This window comes from Aeromonas sp. 82P (genome assembly GCF_051919365.1).
GTDB classification, from domain to species: domain Bacteria; phylum Pseudomonadota; class Gammaproteobacteria; order Enterobacterales; family Aeromonadaceae; genus Aeromonas; species Aeromonas veronii.
Map to the genome: position 1 here is coordinate 3,290,434 of NZ_JBQBEV010000001.1, position 24,762 is coordinate 3,315,195.

Here is a 24,762-nt window from a genome sequence, read left to right on the forward strand (position 1 = left end):
ACATCGAGACTTTTTTGCACAGGATCCGGATATGCTGGCTCAGCTCTGGCTCGCGACGACCTTGACGACCACTACCCTCTCCGCCTGTGGTCATCACGATTATCCCCCCTGGAACTGGCTGAGCGATGGCAAGATCATCGGCGTTTGTGCCGAAGTCGTCAGTACCCTCTATCAACGGTTGGGTTTCAATGTGGATCTCTCCTATGTGGGCCCCTGGGCCCGCTGTCAGCAGAAAGTGGCGAAAGGAGAGGTCGACATCAATATCTGTGCGCTGCGCAACGAAGAGAGAGCGCACTACTCCCGCTTTACCCGAACCCCCATGGCCATCAATGACATGGCGGTATTCGTGCGCCAACCCGGCAGCCGCTTGCTGCAACGAAGGGAGGATCTGACCGGACTGCGGGGCGCCATGATGATAGGCGTCAGCCTTGGCAGCGAGATGGATGGTTTTTTGCAAAAGAATACCCGCATCTACAGGGTCAACTCCCTCAAGCAGGTATTTGGCCTGCTGGCCAGTGACCGGGTCGACTTCGTTCCTTATGGCCGCTCTTCCGGTCGCCTGTTTCTGAGCGACAATTACCCGGACAGCGGGCTGGCTGATCTGCAGTGGCCACTGCAGCGCGGTGAGCTCTATATTTCTGTTTCACTGCAATCCACCCATCTTGACACCCTCGAACAACTGGAGCCCATGTTGCAAGCGCCCGGCATGAGTCAATGGATAGACCAGTTGCTGGAAAAGTACAGTGACCTCTACCTGCAACAGCAGCGCCAGCAGAAGCCTTGACCTTCTCCTGCGAGCAAGGTTTAGAGTTTGGCAACTTATTCCCGAAGGATGCTCGGATTGTCACTCACCCAGCTTGCTGCAAGATTGCCCTCTGTTGCTCTGGCCCGGCTATTGCTGGCGCTGCTGCTCGTCTGCAATCTGACCCTCTGCATCAGCTGGCATGGTTCTCCCCTCTCCTCCGAGCCGACCCCAAGCAGCGCCCAATCGATGGTGATGTTCGATTCATCCATGGCGATGGCGGATGGCGATATCTCTCATGCAATGCCTGCTATGGATCACCCGGGCGATGTCATGCCCCTCTCCTGCCATCAGGGAGACGAGGGGTCAGCCATGGGCGATGAGTGCCAGATGCAGACAGGCATCAATGCCCCCTCCTTCGGCGCGATGACTCTGCTTGGGGTACTGGTCGCTCTGCTGCTCTTTCCCTTGCTACTTGGCAACAACGTCGCAGCGTCACTGCTTGATAACTGGTTGCGGGATCCCTTCCTGCGCTCGCGCGGTACTCACCCTCCCTCCTGGCCGCGCCGACATCTGATGCTGTCGGTGTTACGCCACTAGAAAGTCCTTCTCTTGCGGCACAGGCAAGCTTCAACTTGCCCGTTCTCTGCCGCCTTGCCTGACCCTGTGCCCCGGCCAAACCGGTCCGCTCACAGGGAGCCGTGCGCACTGATACAGCTGCGCCCCGTTTGCCGCCAGCCCCTTGGGTGATGCCTTGCACCTCACCCGACCGGCGGCCTGCAAAAGAGAAGACGTATTATGTCACCAGCCCACTTTTCACCGTCCAAGGTTGCTGCCTTTGCGGGCGCCTTACCCTCCTGCACTTTCTGCATGCAGACCCGCGCCGGAGGCCAGTCATGAACAAGATCATCCTGATGTCGGCCCTGCTGCTCGCCCTTGGCGCCGGTGGCGGCTACTGGGCCGCCAAACAGACCTCCGATGGCGCAAGCGCCAAAGAGAAGACGCCCCTTTACTGGGTCAACCCCATGGATCCCCGCGACAAACGCGACGGCCCGGCCAAAGACAACATGGGGATGGACTTTATCCCCGTCTATGAGGAACAAAAAAACGGCTCGCCGGGCACCGTCACCATCAGCCCCGAGATCCAGCAGAACCTGGGGGTGCGACTGGCTAAGGTCGAGCGACTGCCTATCCACCAGCAGATCGAGACGGTGGGCTATGTCGGGTATGACGAGGATCGGCTGGAGGCGATCAACGCCCGCATGGCGGGCTGGATCCGCACCCTCGCCATCAAGAGTGAAGGGCAGCAGGTGAGCAAGGGGAGCCTTATTTACGAGCTCTACGCGCCGGATCTTGTCAACGCCCAGCACGAATACCTGCTCGCCCTCAACACCGCCAACCCACTGCTGCTGCGCGCCGCCGAGGGCAAGCTCAAGTCCCTGCAGGTGCCGGCGGATCAAATCGCCGCCCTCAAGCGCACCCGTCAGGTGCGCGAAACCATCAGCATTTACGCCCCCAGCAGCGGTTATGTCTCCGAGCTGAAGGTGCGCGAAGGCCAGTATGTGGAGCCCGCTGCGGCGCTCTTTAACATCAGCACCCTCCAGCAGGTGTGGGTCAGTGCCGAGGTGTTCGAGCGCCAGGCCGACCAGCTGAAAGTGGGGGATCCGGTCACCATGACTCTCGACTATGCCCCCGGCCGCAGCTGGCAGGGTCGGGTGGATTACCTCTACCCGACCCTGGATGCTGCCACCCGCACCCTCAAGGTGCGGCTGCGCTTTGACAACCCGGACGAGTTTTTGAAACCCAATATGTTTGCCAAGGTGAGCATTCGCACCGGGCAGGGAGAGCCGCAATTGGTGGTGCCGAGCGAAGCGGTGATCCGCACTGGTAGTCAGGATCGGCTGGTGCTGGCGTTGGGGGATGGCAACTTCAAGTCGGTCGCCGTCACTCTCGGCCCCCAGTTTGGCGACAAGATTGCCATCAAGGCAGGGGTAGAGGCTGGGGATAACATCGTCAGCTCGGCCCAGTTCCTGCTCGACTCCGAATCGGCCATCGATTCGGACTTCCAGCGTATGACGGCAGTGCGCCCCGCCCAGGTGTGGACCCAGGGCGAGGTTGAAAGCATCGATCTGGCCAACCGTACCCTGATGGTCTCCCACCAGCCCATCCCCGAGTGGCAGTGGCCCGCCATGGAGATGGAGTTCACCGTCGCCGACGGGGTCGATATCAGCAAGCTGGTCGAGGGGCAGACCCTTCATCTGCAGGTGATACAGGAGGGGCATGAGTACCGCATCACCACCATCCATCAGGAGCAGGCACCCGCTACTGACGGCGACGCCAAGCCTGCAACGGATGAGATGGAGAAGATGGAAGGCATGGACCATAGCCAGCATCAGATGACGATGCCCGAGGTGGAGAAGAAGTCATGATCCCTGCCATCATTCGCTGCCTAGCAGGCAACCGCTCTCCGCTCTCTGTACTTGGTGAGAAAGGAGTTCAACCATGATCCCCTCGATTATTCGCTGGTCGGTGGGCAACCGCTTTCTGGTGCTGTTGTTGACCCTCATGCTCACCGCCTGGGGGCTCTGGTCGGTCAAGCAAACCCCGGTGGATGCCCTGCCGGATCTCTCCGATGTGCAGGTGATCATCAAGACCTCCTATCCGGGCCAGGCGCCACAGGTGGTGGAAGATCAGGTGACCTACCCGCTCACCACCGCCATGCTGGCGGTACCGGGGGCCACCACGGTGCGCGGCTACTCTTTCTTCGGCGACTCCTTCGTCTATGTGCTGTTTGACGACAACACAGATCTCTACTGGGCCCGCGCCCGGGTGCTGGAGTACCTAAGCCAGGTTGCGCCCAATCTGCCCGCCTCCGCCCGTCCCCAGCTCGGCCCCGATGCCACCGGGGTGGGCTGGGTCTATCAGTACGCGCTGGTGGACAGAACTGGCAAGCATGACCTCAGCGAGCTCACCTCGCTGCAGAACTGGTTCCTCAAGTACGAGCTGCAGACGGTGAATGGCGTCTCCGAGGTCGCCACCGTCGGCGGCATGGTGCGCCAGTATCAGGTGCGGGTCGATCCGGACAAGCTGCGCGCCTACGGCATCCCGCTCTCCCTTATCGAGACCGCCATCAAGCAGGGCAATCAGGAGACCGGCGCCTCCGTCATCGAGATGGCGGAAGCGGAGTACATGGTGCGCTCCAATGGCTATCTGAAAAGCGTCGAGGATCTGAAGCAGATCCCGCTCGGTACCACTGTGCGCGGTGCCCCGCTGCTACTGGGGGATGTGGCAGATGTGCTCACCGGCCCCCAGATGCGGCGCGGCATCGCCGAGCTCAACGGTGAAGGGGAAGTGGTGGGCGGCATCATAGTCCAGCGCTACGGCGAGAATGCCCAGCACACCATCGACGGGGTCAAGGCGCGGCTGGCGGAGCTGAAGAGCAGCCTGCCACAAGGGGTGGAGATCGTTACCGTCTATGATCGCTCCGACCTTATCCAGCGCGCCATCGACAACCTCTCCGGCAAGCTGCTGGAGGAGTTCGCGGTGGTGGTGCTGGTCTGCCTCGCCTTCCTGTTCCACCTGCGCTCGTCACTGGTGGTGGTCATCACCCTGCCCATCGCCATTCTGGTGGCCTTTATCGTGATGCATCTGCAGGGGATCAACGCCAACATCATGTCGCTGGGGGGCATCGCCATCGCCATCGGCGCCATGGTGGATGGCGCCATCGTGATGATCGAGAACGTCCACAAGCACATGGAGCGGGAGGCGCTCACCGACAAGAACCGCTGGCGCATCATCACCGAGGCGAGCATCGAGGTGGGGCCCGCCATCTTCTTCTCCCTGCTCATCATCACCATCAGCTTTCTGCCGGTGTTCGCGCTGGAGGCACAGGAGGGGCGGATGTTCCATCCGCTGGCCTTCACCAAGACCTACGCCATGGCCGCCGCGGCCGGGCTCGCCATCACGCTGGTGCCGGTGATCATGGGTTACTTCATCCGTGGCAAGGTGCTGGCGGAGCAGGCCAACCCGCTGAACCGCTGGCTAAGCCAGGGCTATGTGCCGCTGCTCAAAGCCGTCTTGGCCCGCCCGAAAACCACCCTGGCCATCGCCGCCGTGGTGACGGTGGCGGGCTTCTGGCCACTCAAGTACCTGGGCTCCGAGTTCATTCCGCCGCTCGATGAGGGGGACATCATGTATATGCCCACCACCGCAGCCAATATCTCGGTGGGCAAGGCGCGGGAGATTTTGCAGCAGACCGACAAGCTAATTCGTACCGTGCCCGAGGTGCAGAACGTGTTCGGCAAGGCGGGGCGCGCCGAATCGGCCACCGACCCTGCCGATCTGGTGATGATGGAGACCAGCATCCAGCTCAAGCCACGCGATCAGTGGCGCCCCGGTATGACCCCGGAGAAGCTCAAAGAGGAGCTCGACTCCCTCATCCGTTTCCCCGGCCTCACCAACGCCTGGGTGCCCCCCATCAAGACCCGCATCGACATGCTGGCCACCGGCATCAAGACCCCGGTCGGCATCAAGATAGCGGGGCCGGATCTCAAGGTGATCCAGCAGCTCGGCCAGCAGCTGGAACAGATCGTTGGCAAGGTGGAAGGTGCCTCATCGGTCTACGCCGAGCGGGTGGCGGGTGGCCGCTACGTCAAGGTGGATATCGACCGACTGAAAGCGGCCCGCTACGGCCTCAACATCGCCGATGTGCAGGCGGTGCTCGCCACCGCGGTGGGCGGCATGGAGGTGGGCCAAACCATCGAGGGGCGCGAGCGCTACCCCATCAACCTGCGCTACCCCCAGAGCTATCGCGACTCGGTGGCGAGCCTCGAGCTGCTGCCGGTGGTCACTCCAAGTGGCGCACGCATCGCCTTGGCGGATGTGGCGCGGGTCTACATCAGCGATGAAGCCCCCATGCTGCGCAGCGAGAATGCACGCCTCAACGGCTGGGTCTACGTCGACATTCGCGGCCGCGACATTGGCTCCTTCGTCGATGAGGCCAAAGCCGAGGTGGGCAAGCAGCTGGTGCTGCCGGCGGGCTATGCCCTCACCTGGTCTGGCCAATACGAGTACATGGAGCGGGCCAAGGCGCGCCTCGCCTACGTGGTGCCGCTGACGGTCGCCATTATCGTGCTGCTGCTCTATCTGGCGTTTCGCCGCGTTCAGGAGGTACTGCTCATTCTCACCACCTTGCCACTGGCGGTGGTGGGCGGGATCTGGACCCTCTGGCTGCTCGACTTCAACCTCTCTGTGGCAGTCGGGGTGGGCTTTATCGCCCTGGCGGGGGTAGCGGTAGAGACCGGCGTCTTGATGCTGGTCTACCTCAACCATGCCTGGGATGACCTGGTGGCCAGTGGCAAGCCGGACAAGGCGGGGCTGCATCGTGCGGTGATCCACGGCGCCGCCCTGCGCCTTCGCCCCAAGATGATGACGGTGGTCACCATCATCGCCGGCCTCTTGCCCATCATGTGGAGCCACGGCACCGGATCGGAAGTGATGCAGCGCATCGCCGCCCCCATGATCGGCGGCATGGTAAGCGCGCTGGTGCTGACCCTCTTGGTGCTGCCAGCGGCCTATTACCTGTGGCGCAGTCGCAGCCTTGGCAAAAGCGCGAACCCGCAATCCGAATAACCCGATTTCACGATCCATATTGACTGAACGATAAGGAAACCATCATGAACTACAAAACGCTGACCCTGACATTGCTGCTTGGCCTTGCCACCCAGACCAACCTGCAGGCCGAAGAGATGATGCACCATGAAGGGCACGATATGAGTCAGACGGGTGAGATGAGCGAACAGGCCGCAATGGTGATGACCAAGGGGGTCATTACCCGCCTCGATGAGGAGAGCGGCAAGGTCGGCATCAAGCACGAGGCGATCGAGAATCTCAAGATGCCCGCCATGACCATGGTCTTTCGAGTGGCAGATCCGGCCCAGCTCAAGGGGCTGAAGGTGGGGGATGCCATCCACTTTCATGCCGAAAGCCAGAGCGGCAAGCTCACAGTGACAGCCATCCAACCGCAATAAACGGCTCTGGCTCGCCGAAGAGGTCACGATAGACAGTGACAACGCAAGAGGGAGGCATCGGCCTCCCTCTTCTTTTGCTCAACCTGTTCGTTGGGTCAACCTCTGATGCGCATGGCACTCAGCTGCGGGTTGCCAGCAACTGCTCCACATCCTCGATCACCTTGAGGGCCGCCTGCGGGCCGCCGCTGGAGGTCCAGAGCGATCCGTCCACGGCGCCAAAGCGCTTGGCCTTGATCACCGGCAGCTGCTGGAACGCCGGGGTCTGCTCCGCCTGACGCATGGCATCCACCGCATCACCGGTGGCGCTCAGAGTGCCGACCACCAGCCAGTCTGCATCCAGCAGGTTGAGGGACTCCAGACTCAGCGCCGGTGAGTGGGGCGCGCCAGTACCCTGCTGCTTGCTTGGGCGTACCAGCCCCATCGACTCCACTACGCTGCTGGCAAAGGTGCCCTGATACATAAAGCTCGGCCCCTTGGGGTTCCAGCGCACTATGCTGATGCTCTCCCCCTGATGTTTGGCCAGCTTGCTGCGAGCCTGAGTCAACCGCTCGGCATACTGCAGCAAGAAAGTATCCCCTTGCTGGTCGCGGTTGAGGGTGTGAGCGGTGCGGCGGAAGCTATCCTGCCACGGCTCACCCCACTTGCTGGTCACCACGGTCGGCGCGATCTCCCCCAGCAAGGTCAGCAGCTCTGGACGGGTCTGGCCTATCAGGATAAGGTCAGGCTCCAGCGCAATCAGCGACTCCAGATTGGGGCTGTCGAGATCGCCGATCACCTGGATCCCCATGCCCGCCTTGTTCAGCAAATAGCGAGGCAAGGTGGGTTGACCACGGCCATTGACGGCGCCGATGGGGGTCAGCCCCAGGGTCAGGGTGCTGTCGAGTTCGAGCTCGCTCAGCACCACCACCCGCGTTGGCTGGACTGGCACCTGCACCTTCTGGCCAAACGCATCAGTCACTTCACGCATCTCCTGCGCCTGAACCAGCGGCGCGGCCAGCATCAGGATGGCTGCTGCCAGGGCGGCAAAACGCTTCATCATCTCACTCCTTCTCGTTGCACGGCCCGGATAATCGGCCGCGTGAATATACTCGGCGGGCCCACAGAACAGGCCCATATGACTCAACTCGCCGAACGCAGGGCGCAGCCATGTTCGTGGCGACGGGGCACGATAATGGGCGCCCCGTCGCCGGGGGCATGCAGAATGTCGACACTGGTCTGGTAGAGCTGGTCGATCAGGGATTTGGTCACCACCTCCCGGGCCGGGCCCATGGCGGCAATGGTCCCCTCGCCGATGGCGATCAACTCGTCACAGTAGCGGGCCGCCATCGCCAGATCGTGGATCACCAGCAGCACGGTTTTACCCTCGGCGGTGATGCGGTGAATCGCCTCCATCACCTCGGTCTGGTGGCCGATATCGAGGGCGCTGGTGGGCTCGTCGAGCAGCACCATGTCGCTGTCCTGGGCCAGGATCATCGCAAGCCACGCCCGCTGTGCCTGCCCGCCGGAGAGGGACGCGGCGCTCTGCTGCCAGATGCTTTCAAGCTGCATCCGCTCGCAGGCAATACGCACCATGCGGGCATCCTCCTCGCCCCACTGATTGAACCAGCCCTGATGAGGGTGGCGGCCATACTGCACCAGCTGCTCCACCAGAATGCCGGCAGGCAGGGTTGGCCGCTGGGGCAGATAGGCGAGCTCCCGCGCCAGCCCCTTCATGGGGTAGCTGGCAAGCGGCTTGCCTTTGAGCAGGATCTCGCCGCGTTGGGCTTTCATCTGGCCGGATAGCAGCTTGAGCAGGGTCGATTTGCCGCAGCCGTTGGGGCCGACGATCCCCACCAGCTTGCCCCTCGGCACGCTGAAAGAGATGTCCCGCAAAATGGGGGTCTGCTGATAGGCGAAGTGGAGGCGATTTACGGTGAGCGTCATCAGTCAGCCCTCTGGCGATCGTTAACAAGAAGAAACAGCAGCAACAGGCCGCCGAGAATGCGGGTCATGATGCCGGTCGCCACCTCGTGGGGGCTGGCCAGCACCCGAACCAGGGTATCGCTGGCAAGCAGCAGCAGGGCGCCGCTAAGCGCCGCCAGCCAGAGCGGCACCACCCGGTCTTTCACCAGCCAGGAGGCAAGAATGGGGGCCGCCATGGCGATAAAGACCACGGGGCCGCCGATGGCGGTGCCGAGCGCCGCCACCAGAATGGCCTGGGCCAGAATGCCCAGTTGTACCCGATCGCCGTTGACGCCAAGCCCTCTGGCCATCTCGGGGCCAAAGCGCAGCACCGCCAGCGCGCGGGAGAGGTAGACGATCCACGGGCAGAGCACCAGCAACAGGATGACAATCGGGGTGATGGTGCTGTAACCCACGGCGATAAAGCTGCCCATGTTCCACAGATAGAGAGAGCTCAAATGCAGCAGGGCCTGGGTGGACATCACAAACTGGCCGAGCGCCTCGAACAGCTCGGAGAGGCCGATACCGATCACCACGAACAGATAGCCCTGCTCGCCCGGTTTGCGGCAGAGGGCATAGAGCACCAGCGCCGCGAAGATGGCTCCGATAGGTGCCGCCCACCAGGGCCAGCTGCCCACGGTCAGGTAGAGGGAGAAGACGATGATGGCCAGAGAGGCCCCGTTGTTGACCCCCACCATATCGGGTGTGGCCAGCCGGTTGCGAACCAGCGTCTGCACCAGACAGCCGGAGAGCCCCATGGCGGCCCCCGCCACCATGACCCCAAGAATGCGCGGCAGCCGGATCTTGAACAGGGTGAGCTGCTCAAGCCGCGTCCCCTCCCCCAGCAGAGTGTTGACCACCCCGGCCAAGCCAAGCTTGCCGCCGCCAACGCTCAAGGCCAGCAGAGCAAGCGCCAGCAGCGCCATGGCCAACAGAACCAGCCGGCGCCAGCTCGGCAGATGAACCAGCACAGAGCGGTTGCCGGCCCGCAGACAGAGCATATCGGTAGGTGTGCGCATCAGCCCCTCACTTGACGGTCAGCAGGGTACGAAAGCCCCCGCGATGAACAATGGCGATCAGCACAGGTGCGCCAATCAGGGCCAGAATGACGCCATTGGGCAGCTCGAACGGCTGGATCAGCCAGCGCGCCAGAATGTCGGCCAACAGCAGAAACAACATGCCGAACAGGGCGGAGAAACAGACCTGCACCGACAACCTAACCGGCTCTACCAGTCGGCCACAGTAGGCGGCCAGAAAGCCGACAAAGCCGATGGGGCCGGCGATGGCGATGGCACTGGCGGTAAACAGGGTAGCGGCCAACAGCACGCCAATTCGCACCCGGTTTGGGCGGATCCCGAGCGCCTGGGCCTGACTGTCCCCCATCTGCATCAGGGTCAGCTGGCGACAGAGGAGCAGGGTGATGACAAACGCCGCCAGCACGAAGGGCAGCACGGCGATGATGGCATCGAGATTGGCCGCCGACAGGGAGCCGAGGTTCCAAAAGCGGTACTGCTCCAGCACCATCTTGTTGGAGAGCAGCAGAAAGCTGGAGAGACCGCCGAAGGTGGCGGAGAGCGCCACCCCGACCAGAATGAGCTTGAGGGGGTTGGAGCGACCAATCATCATGCCGAGCCCCAGCACAATCACGTTGCCGAGCAGCGCGCCGAGTCCGGCCCAAAGCAGATAGCCGTAGGCGGACTCCACCCCGAACCAGGTAAGCCCCACCACCAGCGCAAAGACGGCCCCGGCGTTGACCCCGAGCAGGCCGGGCTCCGCCAGCGGATTGCGGGTCGCGCTCTGCAGCAAGGAGGCAGCCAGAGATAAAGAGGCGCCGACCACCATGGCGCAGAGGGTGCGCGGCAGTCGCAAGGTATTGAGCACCATGGCGAGCTTCTCGTCACTCGCCCAAGGCGCGTCACCCATCAGGTAGCCGAACACCTCGCGGGCACCATAAACACCCGCACCGGTGGCGAGCGAGAGAGAAAGCAGTATGAACAGGAGGAACAATCCCAGCCAGAACAGCGAAGTCTGGTCTCTAAACACCCTTTAACTCCTTATGATTGCAATGCCATCTTGTTGACACAAAAGCCGTCATCCGAGGTGATACCGTGGCAACAGCGGAAGCCCGCCAGTGCGGGCTCCCGCTCAGCCACTACATCTTGTAGGCCACACCGGCATAGACAGTGCGCCCGTCGAGAATTTGATCAGCCTCGGTGGCAACCCAGTCACGCTTGGTATTGGTCAGGTTGTTGAGTCCGAACTTCAGATCCAGTGCCCGGGTGGCGTTCCAGACTGCCCCGACATCCAGTGTGTGGAATCCGGCGGTGGTCTCATAGGTGGTGCCGCTCATGCGCGGAACCGGCAGGATCTGGCTGCCGGTGTAGTTCCAGCCGAGCTGGGTACTCAGGCTCTCGATGACCTGCCACTCCAGCTTGGCGTTGGCGGTATGCTCCGGCGTCCGATAGAGATCCTTGCCGCTGGTCTTGTCTTCCCCGTCGATCAGGGTGACGTTGCTGGAGAGGGTTAGGTTATCGGTGAGATCAAACCAGCCGCTCAGCTCCACCCCCTTGATGCGGGCCTTGCTGACGTTCTGATAGGTCATCACCGCCGGACGCCAAGTGGAGGTCCATGCCTCGCTCTGGATCTTGTCCTTGATATCGTTGTGGAAGGCGGTAACCCCGGCGCCCCAGAACGAACCATCATAGGCGGTGCCCAGCTCGTAGCTGACGGCGGTTTCCGGTTTCAGATCCGGGTTGCCCACCACGGCGCAGCGACCGCGACAGGCAGCTACGGCATAATCCGGGTTGGACTGGGCAATAGTCGGCGCCTTGAACGCCTTGCCAATCCCGCCCTTGACCACCCAGTTGTCCGTCAGGCTGTAGAGGGCATAACCGCGGGGGCTGAACTCGGTGCCATAGGTCTCGTGGTGATCGACCCGGCCACTCAGGGTCAACGCCAGATCGCCAAAGCCAAACTCATCCTGCAGATAGAGCGCGCTCTGGTTGACGCTGACATCGCCCCCCTTGAGATTGACGTTATGCTTGAGTTCGGTGATGCGGTACTCGGCACCGCTGGTCAGCAGGTGGCCGCCCAGATTACCGCTCAGCTGGCCATCGAAGGTGTGGTTGGTCTGGCTCACATCGCCGCTGGTCTTGCTCAGCGCCGTCATCAGTTCGGAGTCGTCAAACAGGTCAACCTGCTCGAAGGCATAGCCGACCCGGCTGTCGAACTGATCCCAACGGCCGACGTGGGTGGCGTTGAGTCCCAGTCGTTCCATCTGCTGGATATTGCGCGGCGTCTGGCTGTAGTTGTTCCAGTGGGCCTCCCGATCGTCTTTGGCGTAGTTCATCCCCACATCCAGATCCTGACGATCGTCGATCAGCCATTTGACGTTGGAGAGGATCCCCAGCTTTTCACGCTGCTCGATGGCATCGGCCTTGGGGTTGATGCTCTGCTCGCTCTGCCAGGCATCTCTGTGGTTCCCTTCCACCACCAGGTTGGCCAGCAGTTTGTTGTCGATCAGTGCCCCGCCCACATAGGCACTCGCCTTGTTGATATCCCCGCCGTGACCATCGGTGGGGTCGCTGAAGGTATAGGTGGCAGCCGCTTCGGTCTTCTCCCCGGGTTGGCGCAAGATGACATTGACCACCCCACCCAGCGCATCGGCACCGTAGAGGGAGGAGATGGGGCCACGGATCACTTCGATACGCTCGATGGCCGCCATGGGGATGGCAGAGAGATCGAAATCATTGCCATAACCGGAGGTAAGAGCATCGCGGGAGCTGATACGCCGGCCATTGACCAGCAACAGGGTGTAATCCCCCTCCAGACCACGCAACTTGATCTCGCTGCGGCCGTAGCTGGTCGCAGGGCTGATATTGACCCCCGGCAACTGTTTCAGGGCACCGGTGAGATCATTGACATTGAGCTTGTCGAGCTCGGCCCGAGTCACCACAGAGACGCTGGCCGGGGCGGTCAGCTCGCTGTGCCGGGTTTTGGTCGCCGTCACCACCATGGTTTCATGAGCGGTAACAGGCGCAGTCCCTTGGGCCAGAACTGGCATGGTAAAAAGGGACAACACCAGCGGATGCACTGCAAATCGTCGGGATGATGTACGCATCATCAATACTCCACATAAAACAACCAAGGCCAACACCACCGACATCCCTGTCTGACCTCGCCAGACCCGGTGCAAAGTGATGGAGTTCATTGGCATGAACAGTTGTCCATGCCCCATCACCCCGAACATCAGTGCATTACGGCAGGCCCTGCTTTGTGCTTTGCCACTCGCAGCCATCAAAAACAAAAGCGCCGTACCGACTGACATCGGGACGGCGCAATACTAAATGCAAATCATTTTTATTTGCAAGCGTGAATCAGGTATTCTTTCGCATCCGCTTAATTATCCATCACATCGTGACGGGTCTGGTGATAGGCCTCTTCACTCTTACCCCGGCGCCAGTACGGCACGGCGTAGAGCGATTGGCGATCCACCTCGAGCACAGAGCGAAAATGGCGGCGCAGCGGCAGCACCAGCGCCTCCTCCCCACCCAACCAGAAGAAGCCACCATCGCGCACCAGCGGCAGAGCAATCACATGCTCCAGCAGGCCACTGGACTCGGGCTCACCGACAAACCAGTGACAGCGCACCCCAACCGGTAGCGTCAACGGTTGAGCATCGGCCTGATCCGGCACCAGAGTCGCAATTTCCCCTCTGGCATCTGCAGGCATCACCTCACACATCGCCATAATGGCGGGCAAGGCGGTGAGATCCCCCACCAGGCAGTAGTGATCGGCCGGTTGCAGCATGGGGTTGGGGCCACCCGGCCCGGAGAGGATCACCTTATCCCCCGGCTTGGCATGGGTAGCAAAGGCGCTGGCGGGCCCACCGTCACCGTGCAGCACGAAGTCGATATCAATTTCCTGCTCATCACGGCGAAACGCGCGGATGGTGTAGGTACGGATCACCGGCTTGTCAGCCGGGTCACTCCAGCGCGGGCCGCTCGGGGTCATTGCAGGCAGCACCGGCTCTACCTGATGGGGCTGGGCCAGCATCACCTTGATATGGGCCCCACCGCAGGTGAAGGGATAGTCAGCCAGTTCGCTGCCACCAAAGGTGATACGACGCAAATGGGGGGTGATCTGGGTAATGGCTTTGACAGTCAGCAGACGGGGACGATTGGGAGGCAGAGATGGGGACACAATGAGGCTCCTCGTTGAGTGTGTCGCCCATGCTACACGCAAATAGGAATTACTATCAAATAAGATTATTTCTCGTCTATCCGGCTCAAACATCACTAATCACTACCATCAGCCCCCGAACAGAGAAACGGGCTTATGCACGCTAGTCCCATGATTGGACGAAGAAAGCAGCCGGACAACAACACTGTCACGCAGGGTTCCATTTGCCTATTTCGACCATAGTTTTTCTAGATCAAATTTTATTTCCCAATAAGTTTCCTATCCTTAGTGAAGCAGTTAATGTAAGCACAGGATGCCAAACAGGATTGTATGATGGATGACCAGATCCTGATTATTGATGATGACGATCTCTCCCTCCCCGACGCACAGCAAGCGGGCTGGAAGGTGATGATTGTTGACGATGAGCCTGAAGTGCATCGCATCACCAAAATCACCTTGAACAAATTCGAGTTTGACAATCGCCCCATCGATTTTCTGCATGCCTATTCCGCGGCACAGGCCAAAGAGTTGCTGGCCACCACCCCGGACGTTGCTCTGTTGCTGCTGGACGTGGTGATGGAGGTCGACCACGCCGGCCTCGATGTCGTCAAATACGTCCGTGAAGATCTGCAAAACAAGATGGTACGCATCGTGTTGCGTACCGGCCAACCCGGCCAGGCGCCGGAAGATGACGTGGTCACCAACTACGACATCAACGACTACAAGGATAAAACCGAGCTCACCTCCCAGAAGCTGCGCACCCTGCTGCGGGCCAGCCTGCGCTCATATCGGGATATCCGCACCCTGGAGAGTAACCGTCAGGGGCTGGAAAAAGTCATCGAAGCCTCCAAGGGGATCTTTGAGAAACGGGCCCTGCGCCAGTTTGTCGAAGGCGCCCAGGAGCAGCTCAGCGCCCTGCTCCATCTGGGGGAAACCCAGATATACGACGTCAAGCAATACGCCTATGAGGTGAAGGATCAAGTATTGGAGCCCCTGCTCCCCGGCCATCCAGCCATGCTCCTCACGGACGCGCCGGAGATCCTGCGCCAGGCCATGAGCAAGCGCAGCAACGTCTATAACGCCACGCAGATGGTGCTCTACTGTCAGAATCCGCGCCACCACCTGCTGTTCCACATCGAGACCACCCGCCAGCTCAGCCAGATCGATACCAGTCTGCTGACCCTGTTTACCGAAAACATCATAGTGGCGCTGGAGAATATCCGGCTCAATGAGGTGATCGCCGACAACCAGCGGGAGATCATCTATCGCATCGGCGAACTGGTCGAAACCCGTTCAAAAGAGTCAGGACTGCACGTCAAACGGGTCGCGCTTTATACCGAACAGTTCTGCCACCTGATGGGCATGAGCGAAGAGCAGAGCGAGCTGGTGAAACGTGCCTCACCGCTCCATGATATTGGCAAGGTGGGAATTCCCGATGCCATCTTGCACAAGCCGGGCAAGCTGACAGCGGAGGAGTGGGAGATCATGAAAACCCACGCCCAGCTTGGGCAGGATATGCTCTCCGGCAGCGATCTGGCGCTGTTCCAGATTGGTGCCACCATCGCTGGCAATCACCATGAGAAGTGGAATGGCAGTGGCTATCCCCGCGGTCTGAAAGGGACGGATATTCCGCTGGAGGGGCGGATTGTGGCGCTGGCTGACGTGTTCGATGCCCTGGGTTCGGATCGCTGCTACAAGAAGGCGTGGCCGCTGGACAAGGTGCTGGCCCTGATTGAAGAGGAGAAGGGGCAGCATTTCGACCCCCAGCTGGTCGAGCTGATGATGGCCAATCTGGACAAGTTCCTCGAGATCCGCGAGCAGAACAAGGATGTCTATATCGGCGAACACTGATAGCCAGCTTGTTCTGTTTATGAACTAAAAAAAACCGCCCTGCTTATCAGGGCGGTTTTTTATCTCTGGCATCACGCCACTTCAGTACGAGGGTTACTGCTCTGGCAGATTGAGATCCAGCTTGGCGGCAGGTTGTCCGGCTTGCTGATTCTCGGCCTGCGCAGCGGCCAGAGCACGCTTCAGGGCACGCCGTTTTTGTATCACCACAAACCCGACCCCACCCAATACCGCCAGCAGCACACCACCACCCGCCAATGCCCAGATCAGCCAGCCCATTTCCTCCTCTGCCGGGGCTTGATGGGTCGCCTCAGCACTGGAGGCCGGTGCGGCGGCCGACACCACCTCTACAGGAGGCGGCGGTGGCGGGAAGACATTGAAGGTTTTCACCGGCAACTCGATTTTCAGCTCACGGCCGAGGCGAGTGGTGCCATAGAGGGTTGCTTTCACCTCATGCTGACCGACCTCCTTGATGTTGGAAAGATCGATATCAAGCTTGGGGTCGCTGGCAGTCTCGCTGAACTCGTAGAGGCCGCCCACATTGCTGGTCACACTCCCCTTGACCACCACAGAGGCGGGATCCAGCTCATCACGGTCGATTAGCAGTGAGAGCTTGGCACCCAGCTCATCCGAAGGCGGCGACAAGTTATAGCTGAACGGATAGGGGTAAAGCAGCACATCCTGATAACGGGCACGGACAAACACCTGATTGCCCGTGCTGAACATGGCGCGGTACTTGCCACCGGGAATATCCTGCAGCGTCACTTCCGCCGTCATGATGCCATCACCCGGCACTTCGTCGAGCCCCTTGCCATCATCGCGATAGTGGCCAAGTACTTGATCCAGCACGACCTCTTTCTTATCGGCATCGCTGAACGATTGCAGCTTGACGGTCATGCCAAGGTCAGAGAGATAGTATTTATCTTTCGGCTGCTGACCATTGATCAGCAACCACGCCTTGAGCTTGACCACCTCCCCCTGATAGAGCTGCATCGGCAGGGCGGCAATATCGAGCCGGATATCGGAGAGAATGCGCACCCGGTTGTCGGGATCCACCTCGCCAATCGCCTGCCAGGGGCCCGGCATGGGATTGCGCAGGGTAATGAGATCATGCTCCGGCAGCGCCAGCCAACCCACATCTGCGGGTTTGACCTTGCCCACGTAAAGCTTGCTGCCATCGGGGCGAACCAGGATCACGGACGGAGTGCCTGGCTTGCGCTTGATAATGAAGGTTATCTCCTTAACCCCATAATCGATGCGAAAGCGGTTATCCAGCAGCGGGATGTCGGAGGGAGCAAACACTTCGGTCGCCGTCGCCCCCAGCGAGAGCAACAGCAGCAGGCCGGCACACCACTTGCTCATTGCCGCCACAGACAACTTCCTCCCTTCTTCTGTACCAGATCCAGTCTCGCCTCGTGCAGGGCCTGAACCTCGGTGCTGGCACGCACCACCTTGAGGGCAGGTCGGTTGCTCTCCAACCGGCGAATACTGGTGTCCTGATTGCTTTCGTTTTCGTTGCTCTCGGTGGCCAGATTGAGTTTGGTCTGGCCGCCGGTCATCAGCAGGTAGACGTCCGCCAGGATCTCCGCATCGAGCAAAGCCCCGTGCAGGGTACGGTGGGAGTTGTCGATACCGTAACGATCGCAGAGCACATCCAGGTTGTTGCGCTTGCCGGGGAATAGATCCCGCGCCATCGCCAGGGTATCTGTGATGGTGCAGATATCCGCCGTCTTGAAGTTGAGTCCGAGCTTGCTGAACTCGTAGTCCATGAAGCTCACGTCAAACGGCGCGTTGTGGGCGATCAGTTCGGCGCCGCGGATGAACTCGAGGAATTCGTCGGCAATCTGGCTGAACGACGGTTTGTCACGCAGAAACTCGTCGGTGATACCGTGCACCTGGATCGCTTCCGGGTCGACCAGACGATCAGGCTTGATATAGACGTGATAGTGGTTACCGGTCAGCTTGCGGTTGATCACCTCCACACAGCCGATTTCGATAATGCGGTGCCCCAGATAGACAGGGCCACCCGCCGTATTCATACCTGTGGTTTCAGTATCCAGAATGATCTGGCGATTCAGTTGGGGTGTGTTCATGATCCAATCTATGTCAAACTTCGGCTTTAATTACTCGCTAGTTTACCCCAAGCCTCATGTTAAAACAGATTGATTGCTCATGTTAAAACAGATTGATGTCTATACCGACGGCTCCTGCCTCGGCAATCCGGGCCCGGGTGGTTACGGGGCCGTCATGGTCTACGGCAAGCACCGCAAAGAGATTTCCGCCGGATTCAGGTTGACCACCAATAACCGGATGGAGCTGATGGCCGCCATCATGGGGCTGCGCACCCTCAACGAACCGTGCAAGGTTCGCCTCACCACCGACAGCCAGTATGTCCGCCAGGGGATCACCCAGTGGATCATCGGCTGGAAGAAGAAAGGGTGGATGACCGCCAACCGGCAACCGGTCAAAAACGTCGATCTCTGGAAGGAGCTGGATGCGGAAGTGGGTCGCCACCAGATTGAGTGGCTCTGGGTGAAGGGTCACTCCGGCCACCCGGAGAACGAACGGTGCGACGAGCTGGCCAGAGAGGCCGCCTGCGGCAAGGATCTGGCCGAGGATACCGGCTACCAGCCCTGACGGGCCATTCCCGGTGTGGCGAGGGACTTTGGCAGTTGCCAGCGCCGCCGCACCGGGATCAGTGGAAAGCGCCGTTTACGGGCCGCAATCACATATACCGATGCAAATGCCCTGCAATAATCCCGCCCGATACTCTCCCGCCACCAACTGTGCCAGCTCTGTTTTCCCATAAACGAGTAACCGAAACGCTCGTCGAACATCACCTCGCATCCCAGCAGATGCAGCCAGTCCGTCACCCGCCCCGGGGTGAACATTCGTGCCGACCAGGGCATTCTGCGCCGCAAGAACGGCACACAGTGACCGATCCCGACCAGACTCATGGGGTTATAGCCACTGATGATCAGCCAGCCATCGTCGGTCAACACTCTTTCGGCTTCGCGCAACACTTGGTGGGGATCGGCGGAGAAATCAAGGCAATGAGCCAGCAGGCAGGCATCGACGCTGCCGGTTCGCACCGGCAGATCGAGGGGATCGCCATACATGTCGAGCAACCGCCCGCCGGGGGCGACCCCGATCTGGTGACGAATGGAGGAGCGTTTGCAGGAGAGTTCAGCGCTCAGAGCGCCAATTTTCAGCAGATGATACCCAAACAGATTGGGACACCAGTTGTCGAGCCGATCCTGGATCTCGGCCGCCACCCAGTCCCCCATAGGCAATGCAGACCAGCTGGTCGGGATCTCGATTTGTTGTTCGGTACGTGCCACCTGCATAATAGGGCTCAACTCGGGGTTTCGAACGCCATCCTGTTATATAAGATACCCTCCCTAAAGAGAAGCAGACTCATGTATCCAGTGATCACAGTTCCAGCCTTTAATGACAACTACATCTGGTTGATCCGCCACGAAAATCACTGTCTGGTGGTCGATCCGGGCGATGCCGCCCCCGTGCTGGAGCGGCTCGAGGCATTGGGGCTGGTGCTCGATGCCATCCTGCTGACCCATCACCATCACGACCATGTCGGGGGCGTCACCGACCTGCTTGCCCACTTCCCCCACGCCCGGCTCTATGGCCCCAAACTTGACCCGATGCCGGATCACCACGGTCAGTGGCTGGAAGATGGCGATCAGATCAACTGGCACGGCCTCGCCCTCGAGGTGATCCATGTGCCCGGGCACACTCGCGGCCACATCGCCTACCACGGCAACGGCATGCTGTTTTGTGGCGATACCCTCTTCTCGGCCGGTTGTGGCCGCCTCTTTGAAGGGACGCCGGAGCAGATGTACCACTCGCTGCAACGACTCGCCGCCCTGCCCGATGAGACACTCATTTATTGTGCCCACGAGTACACCCTCTCCAACCTACGTTTTGCCTATGCGGTCGAGCCGGACAACCCGGCGATCCGCCGCCAGATCGGGCTGATCAGCAAACTGCGGCAACAAGGGCTGCCAAGCCTGCCAACCCGGCTGGGTGACGAACGCACTTTCAACATTTTTCTGCGATGCGAACAGGATTCAGTGAAATTTTCTGCTGAAAAACATGGGCTAAAATGCGTGGAAAATCCGGTAGATACCTTCACCATCCTGCGTCAGTGGAAGGACGTTTTTTGAACAAACCTTGATCAGGGGGCCATTGCCCCTTATGATGCGAGCTGTTTTTCCTAAAAATGACCGGAACGAGATGAAGGTACGAACGGCCTTATTGGCAGCGCTGTTGCTCAGCGGCTGCCAAAACCTGAGCCATCAGGATGACCGGGCGCTAACGGCAATCGAGCCGATCAAGTCCCCCCAGGTCAAGAAAAAAGCGCATAAAAAACACTCTTCCCATTTCCTGTTTGGCGATGAACAGCTGGACGAAATGGAAGATACGGACAATCTGTGGGTGCGTATCAGCGATGATATGCAACTGGAAACTCCGGACAACCCGCGCATCCGCCAGCAACGTGAGTGGCTGTTGCGCAATGATAAGCATCTGGCGACCATTGCCAGCCGGGCTGAACCCTACCTCTATCTGATGGTAGAGGAGATTGAACGGCGTGAGCTGCCAATGGAGCTTATTACTGTCCCGATGATCGAGAGCATGTTTGATCCTCATGCCCGATCCCGCAGCAATGCCGTCGGACTCTGGCAGTTTGTGCCAGCGACAGGCAGAAACTTCGGTCTGCGCCACGACAACTGGTATGACGGACGGCGCGATGTGCTGGCCTCCACCAATGCGGCGCTCGACTATCTGGAGTACCTGAACCGCTTCTTTGACGGTGACTGGCTGCAAACGCTGGCCGCCTACAATGCCGGTGAAGGTCGGGTGCGCAACGCCATCCAGCGTAACCAGCGCGCAGGCAAACCGACCGACTACTGGTCGCTCGATCTGCCCCGCGAAACCCGGATGTATGTGCCCAAGATCCTCGCCATGGCTGACATGATCAGCAATGCGGACAAGTACAATATCCAGTTGCCGGTGCTCGCCAACGAGCCCAAGCTGCGAGTGGTGGAGACCGGCAGCCAGATCGATCTGAATGTGGCCGCCCAACTGGCCGGTCTGCGCACGTCACAGCTCAAGGAGGTCAATCCGGCCCTGAGCCGTGGCGTGATGTCGCCCCGTGGCCCTTACCGCCTGCTGGTACCGGTAGAATATGCCGATACCCTGGAGCTGGCACTGGCCGATCTGCCCAAGAGCGAGCGTATTCGTACCCGTTCCTATCAGGTCACCAGTGGCGATACCCTGTCGCGCATCGCCCAGAATCATGGTGTCAGCGTGAACGAGCTGAAGCTGGCCAACAATCTGCGCAGCAACAACCTGCGTCGCGGTCAGCAACTGGTGATCCCGACCCACGGTCAGGTCAGCAGCAAGGCCAGCTCCGCCAGCAAACCGCAGCAGCTGGCAAGCCGTGGCAGCAGCCAGAAGGCCAAAGTCAGTTACAAGGTGCGCTCGGGTGACAACCTGTGGAGCATCAGCCAGGCACACGGCGTCTCCCACGAAGAGCTCGCCAGGTGGAATGGTCTGAATGCCAAGTCGGCGCTCAAACCAGGCATGAAGCTGGTGGTCTATCCAAAGCAAGGGAAGAAGAGCGACAAATCGATGGTGTATCAGGTTCGCCGTGGCGACTCCATCTCCTCCATCGCTGCTCGCTTCCAGGTGGCCATCAACGATGTGATGCGCTGGAATCAGCTGGATAAAGGGGATTACCTCAAGCCTGGTCAGGAGCTGACCCTGTTTGTGAAGAACAACAGCTAAGCCTCACCGCTTGAACCCGATAAAAAACGGGGCCAGTCATCTGACTGGCCCCGTTTTTTATTACTGCGGCTAACCGCTGCTGTGTCTGAGCCACCGACTAAAACAATGGCTTGGCGCCGCCTGCCGATGCATCACCGCTCTACAGGCAAAACTATCACCGCTATTCCCAGAGCCTTGTCGGCACCACCATCAGCACTGTGCGCTGACCGATCGCCACATTAGCATTGGGGAAGACCACCGCCTCACGCGGCTTCTCGACCGTGTAGCGCAGCTCACCATCCTCGGCCAGCACGAACCCTTGGGGGAATTCGGTGAAGTTGTCCACATCGCTGGCAAACAGGAAGCGAAACTGCTCCGATTTTTTGGTGATCACCCGATCGATGGCAAACAGGGTGAAATCATCCGCCCGCCACGGCTCCAGCGCCACCTCATCCTGAGTGACCAGCTCCTGCAGCGCCTGACGGGTTTCGATAAAGCGGGTCATGTCGTTCTCGCCAAACGGGCGCACCTTGCCCAGCTCCACCGTAAAGGCGTGGGCACCATGCTGGCGGGAGCTGTAGTAGCTGAAGGTCGTGGTCGGGCTGGCGGAGAGCAGAATAGTACGCACCCCGCAGGCGCCGAGGAACTGCACCTGCTCGCGGCAGTGAGGCCGCTCGTGGGGGAAGGGGTAGACGGCAAACTTCTCGTGGCGCGAACCGCGAATGGCGGTGTGCAGGTCGTAGTGGTAACGGGGACGAGCCGGATCGGCAAAGAAGCGGCTCACATACTGCTCGAGGCGCATGGCGCGGATCCGCTCCCGATTGCAGAGTCCCTCCCCCTTGCTGTGGGCACCGGAGAAGAGCCGGTTCATGTTCTCCTCCACCTCCCGCAGCCCCAGATTCATCGCCGCCGGATTGCCAAACAGGAACAGCACCCGATGGCGGGCGCTCAGCTCGCCTGAGAGCAGACGACTCAGCAGCTGGTTGCAGATCTCGATGGGAGCGGTCTCGTTGCCGTGGATGCCGCAGGAGAGGACGATATCCTTGCGTCCTCCCGGCTGGTCGCCCGCGCCACTGGCAGGCTCCAGACAGAGCACGCCCGTATCCCAGACGCTGACCCGCGCACCATCGGGCAGGGCACATTCAAAGGGCTCAAGCTGCCACTCATGGCTGCGGGTCAAGGCCAAAAAATCGTGCTGGGGAATCATCCGTCTCACTCTCTCGCTCTGGAATACTATGGCCGGATTATACGCAAGGCATCGCGGCTTAAAATCGTTTTTTAACAAATTCAAACATTAACGATACAAGCCTGATAACAATCGAACGATGACAGCAATGACGGTAGTGATATGGAATAAAGAGGAGAGGAAAAAGGACCAACAAATAACAGGGGGAAAACGGGGGGAGATAAAACAGACAATGACAGACATGGCAGCTGGGCGCCACAGGGGCAGAACAGCAAACGACTCAGCAGAAAAACAAGGCATCCATGCCCGGCAGATCAACCACGCCAGAACGGCTTGGTGGTCTCTTGATAACGGTCAGCTTCGTTCAGGCCGATGTCTTTGAGCAGGTACTCGGGCAGCTCGGAGAGCTGGCGACGGCTGCGGCTGCGCTCCAGCCAGGTCAGAACGGTCATTTTAACGCGAGCAACCAGATTCAATTGGCTGGAATGCTGGTAACCGGTTTCGGTATAAGTCATGTTGGCCATGATGTGGCTCCTCTGAATATTTGTTTACGCACTGGGCTTTATTTGATGCGCAAAGCTTAGTCAGGGAACAGGGCCGACTCAATTGACGAATTTTGATACGTTACATTAGGAAAACTAATAGTAAAAAACTGACTGATACAATTTTAATACTTTGATTTATAAAGAATAATTAAGTCACTATTCGACCATCAACGGCCCGCAGCATATTGTGCTGCATGGCACTACCTTACATATGCAATTTACCGCATTGCCTATGCACTCGCCAATGGATGCGCCATTGGTGGCAACCCCGTCATTACATTAAATTGTTAATTCAGTGATCTCATTGTGATCTTAAATTAACACCATGAAACATAAAAAAACTTACCTTTCCTCCCTCGCCACTCCCTCGATGACGACCCACAAACGCCCCTCTTGGCGCGCAACCGGCATACTGGTATGGTTATTTATACAGTAGTTTATTCCCCTGCCCTGACGCCATCGTTTATGCCGTCAGCGGCGGATGAAACCACAGGATCATCGATGGATACCTTTACCCCGACCGCCGCCCTGCGTCAACAGATGGCCGCCATAGAAGCCTCTCTCAACCAGCTGGCCGATCTGCTTGGCCAGCTCGAGCTGCAGGAGGCCCATGTCTATCCCCTCCCCCCGGTTGCACAGGGGGAAGAGCACGACCCGATCGAGCAAATTGAGGTGGGCTATCTCAACGGTGAAGCCGCGCTGGCGGCCACCCTCGCCGCCTATCGGGATCACAGTGCCCGCCCCGGCTGCTCCACCAAGGCGACTCATCGGCTGCCCGGCTGGTTGCGCTTTCCTGCCGCCGCAGCCCCCTTGCTGCAACCGCTGATCGACCAAATCAACCAGAGCAAGCTCGATTTCAAAGCGCTGGTACAGCAGGCGGGGGGACGGGACGAGAAGTTCGAGCTGGTACATACCGCCCTGCCCGGGGTGATCACCCTGCAGGTCTACCGCAAACTGACCCTGCTGGCGGGGGAGCTGCAATCCCTCGGCTTTACCTGGGCCGACAAGCAGACCATCAATCGCCTCAGTCGCGAGCAGGTGCTTGAGATGCTGGAGCGCAGCCGCCGCTACATACCGACCCTCTCCAACAACGAGGAGTGGAGCAAGATGGTGGATCAGGAGGTGTACGACATTCGCCGTCTGCCCGCCGATGCCGAGCTGCGGATCCGCCGCCCGGTCAAGACTCACCCGATGATCAACCTGCTCTGGCTGGAGCGCACCCCGCGCAAGCAGCAGATCAAGGCGAGCCTGCCTCTGCTGCTCTGCTCGGATACCCCGCCCGCGGTCACCCATCTGGGCAACTATCCCCCCAAGAGCCGACAGGCTCGGCGAGATCGCAAGATTGGCGGCGAGCCCATCATAGAGCGGCTGCACCTCTATCTCTATCAGGGGTGACTGGATCAGGGATAGCTGATTCAGGGATAACTGCGCCGCCTTGCCGCAATAAACGATGAATCCCGCATCTGCATCCCAAACGAGAAAGGGGAGAACATCTCTGGATGT

The 24,762-nt window shown here is 59.8% G+C and carries 21 protein-coding genes; 10 read left to right on the top strand and 11 right to left on the bottom strand.

The window, feature by feature from the left end:
- The first annotated feature begins 31 nt into the window (after positions 1-31).
- From ACTG2S_RS15015 to ACTG2S_RS15035, 5 genes are all read left to right on the top strand, one after another.
- The gene (locus tag ACTG2S_RS15015; RefSeq protein ID WP_103250615.1) at positions 32-784 is read left to right on the top strand and encodes a substrate-binding periplasmic protein; all 753 of its coding nucleotides are present in this window, start codon (positions 32-34) and stop codon (positions 782-784) included.
- Positions 785-841: 57 nt separating this feature from the next.
- Positions 842-1,342, top strand: a complete 501-nt coding sequence (locus tag ACTG2S_RS15020; protein ID WP_088869352.1) for a hypothetical protein — start codon at positions 842-844, stop codon at positions 1,340-1,342.
- A gap of 296 nt (positions 1,343-1,638) precedes the next feature.
- On the top strand, positions 1,639-3,171 hold the full coding sequence (locus ACTG2S_RS15025) for an efflux RND transporter periplasmic adaptor subunit (RefSeq protein ID WP_274160304.1): 1,533 nt from the start codon (positions 1,639-1,641) through the stop codon (positions 3,169-3,171).
- A 73-nt stretch (positions 3,172-3,244) separates the two neighbouring features.
- Positions 3,245-6,373, top strand: coding sequence for an efflux RND transporter permease subunit (locus ACTG2S_RS15030; RefSeq protein WP_439982752.1), 3,129 nt, complete (start codon positions 3,245-3,247; stop codon positions 6,371-6,373).
- Positions 6,374-6,417: 44 nt separating this feature from the next.
- Entirely contained in the window at positions 6,418-6,771 is a 354-nt protein-coding gene (locus ACTG2S_RS15035; RefSeq protein WP_236370908.1) for a copper-binding protein, read from the top strand.
- Positions 6,772-6,889: 118 nt separating this feature from the next.
- Here the strand turns inward: ACTG2S_RS15035 and ACTG2S_RS15040 are convergent, their stop codons facing one another.
- The 6 genes from ACTG2S_RS15040 to ACTG2S_RS15065 all read right to left on the bottom strand — a co-directional run bounded on the left by ACTG2S_RS15040 (position 6,890) and on the right by ACTG2S_RS15065 (position 13,914).
- Complete coding sequence (locus tag ACTG2S_RS15040) at positions 6,890-7,807, bottom strand: ABC transporter substrate-binding protein (RefSeq protein WP_139407451.1); 918 nt, start codon at positions 7,805-7,807, stop codon at positions 6,890-6,892.
- 83 nt (positions 7,808-7,890) lie between these two features.
- Positions 7,891-8,694 (bottom strand): ABC transporter ATP-binding protein, encoded by an 804-nt coding sequence (locus ACTG2S_RS15045; protein WP_257123324.1) that lies wholly within the window; start codon positions 8,692-8,694, stop codon positions 7,891-7,893.
- Positions 8,694-9,731 carry a FecCD family ABC transporter permease gene (locus ACTG2S_RS15050; protein ID WP_307896479.1) on the bottom strand — a complete coding sequence of 346 codons (1,038 nt, stop codon included), beginning with the start codon at positions 9,729-9,731 and terminating at the stop codon, positions 8,694-8,696. The genes ACTG2S_RS15045 and ACTG2S_RS15050 overlap by 1 nt, the downstream gene beginning before the upstream one ends.
- Positions 9,732-9,738: 7 nt before the next feature.
- The gene (locus ACTG2S_RS15055) at positions 9,739-10,755 is read right to left on the bottom strand and encodes a FecCD family ABC transporter permease (RefSeq protein WP_201950226.1); all 1,017 of its coding nucleotides are present in this window, start codon (positions 10,753-10,755) and stop codon (positions 9,739-9,741) included.
- A 109-nt stretch (positions 10,756-10,864) separates the two neighbouring features.
- Entirely contained in the window at positions 10,865-12,832 is a 1,968-nt protein-coding gene (locus ACTG2S_RS15060) for a TonB-dependent receptor domain-containing protein (protein WP_439830165.1), read from the bottom strand.
- 278 nt (positions 12,833-13,110) lie between these two features.
- A complete protein-coding gene (locus ACTG2S_RS15065) occupies positions 13,111-13,914 on the bottom strand; it encodes a siderophore-interacting protein (protein ID WP_368167350.1) in 804 nt (267 codons plus the stop codon).
- Positions 13,915-14,226: 312 nt separating this feature from the next.
- On the opposite strand from ACTG2S_RS15065, the gene ACTG2S_RS15070 reads away from it, so the two are divergent.
- Entirely contained in the window at positions 14,227-15,744 is a 1,518-nt protein-coding gene (locus tag ACTG2S_RS15070) for an HD domain-containing phosphohydrolase (protein ID WP_113739176.1), read from the top strand.
- A 93-nt stretch (positions 15,745-15,837) separates the two neighbouring features.
- Here ACTG2S_RS15070 and ACTG2S_RS15075 read toward each other — a convergent pair whose 3' ends face one another.
- Both ACTG2S_RS15075 and dnaQ read right to left on the bottom strand, forming a co-directional pair.
- Entirely contained in the window at positions 15,838-17,103 is a 1,266-nt protein-coding gene (locus ACTG2S_RS15075; protein ID WP_115544143.1) for a TIGR03503 family protein, read from the bottom strand.
- The gene (gene dnaQ / locus ACTG2S_RS15080; RefSeq protein ID WP_064336501.1) at positions 17,100-17,834 is read right to left on the bottom strand and encodes a DNA polymerase III subunit epsilon; all 735 of its coding nucleotides are present in this window, start codon (positions 17,832-17,834) and stop codon (positions 17,100-17,102) included. Before dnaQ ends, ACTG2S_RS15075 begins: the two co-directional genes overlap by 4 nt.
- Positions 17,835-17,913: 79 nt before the next feature.
- Here dnaQ and rnhA point away from each other — a divergent pair, with 79 nt between their 5' ends.
- A complete protein-coding gene (gene rnhA, locus ACTG2S_RS15085) occupies positions 17,914-18,378 on the top strand; it encodes a ribonuclease HI (protein WP_021231230.1) in 465 nt (154 codons plus the stop codon).
- Here the strand turns inward: rnhA and ACTG2S_RS15090 are convergent.
- Positions 18,366-19,088 (bottom strand): methyltransferase domain-containing protein, encoded by a 723-nt coding sequence (locus ACTG2S_RS15090; protein ID WP_005361718.1) that lies wholly within the window; start codon positions 19,086-19,088, stop codon positions 18,366-18,368. The genes rnhA and ACTG2S_RS15090 overlap by 13 nt on opposite strands.
- Before the next feature lie 72 nt (positions 19,089-19,160).
- Here ACTG2S_RS15090 and gloB point away from each other — a divergent pair, with 72 nt between their 5' ends.
- Together gloB and ACTG2S_RS15100 are read left to right on the top strand one after the other, a co-directional pair.
- Positions 19,161-19,925, top strand: coding sequence for a hydroxyacylglutathione hydrolase (gloB, locus tag ACTG2S_RS15095; RefSeq protein WP_005337817.1), 765 nt, complete (start codon positions 19,161-19,163; stop codon positions 19,923-19,925).
- Between the two features lie 70 nt (positions 19,926-19,995).
- Positions 19,996-21,549 carry a LysM peptidoglycan-binding domain-containing protein gene (locus ACTG2S_RS15100; protein WP_040067949.1) on the top strand — a complete coding sequence of 518 codons (1,554 nt, stop codon included), beginning with the start codon at positions 19,996-19,998 and terminating at the stop codon, positions 21,547-21,549.
- 160 nt (positions 21,550-21,709) lie between these two features.
- Here ACTG2S_RS15100 and astE read toward each other — a convergent pair whose 3' ends face one another.
- Positions 21,710-22,735: a succinylglutamate desuccinylase gene (gene astE / locus ACTG2S_RS15105; protein ID WP_439830113.1), complete on the bottom strand. Its 1,026-nt coding sequence runs from the start codon at positions 22,733-22,735 to the stop codon at positions 21,710-21,712.
- A 293-nt stretch (positions 22,736-23,028) separates the two neighbouring features.
- Positions 23,029-23,238 (bottom strand): DUF1127 domain-containing protein, encoded by a 210-nt coding sequence (locus tag ACTG2S_RS15110; RefSeq protein WP_005337823.1) that lies wholly within the window; start codon positions 23,236-23,238, stop codon positions 23,029-23,031.
- Positions 23,239-23,760: 522 nt separating this feature from the next.
- Here ACTG2S_RS15110 and ACTG2S_RS15115 point away from each other — a divergent pair.
- On the top strand, positions 23,761-24,654 hold the full coding sequence (locus ACTG2S_RS15115; protein WP_439830111.1) for a DNA replication terminus site-binding protein: 894 nt from the start codon (positions 23,761-23,763) through the stop codon (positions 24,652-24,654).
- The last annotated feature ends 108 nt before the right edge of the window (positions 24,655-24,762 follow it).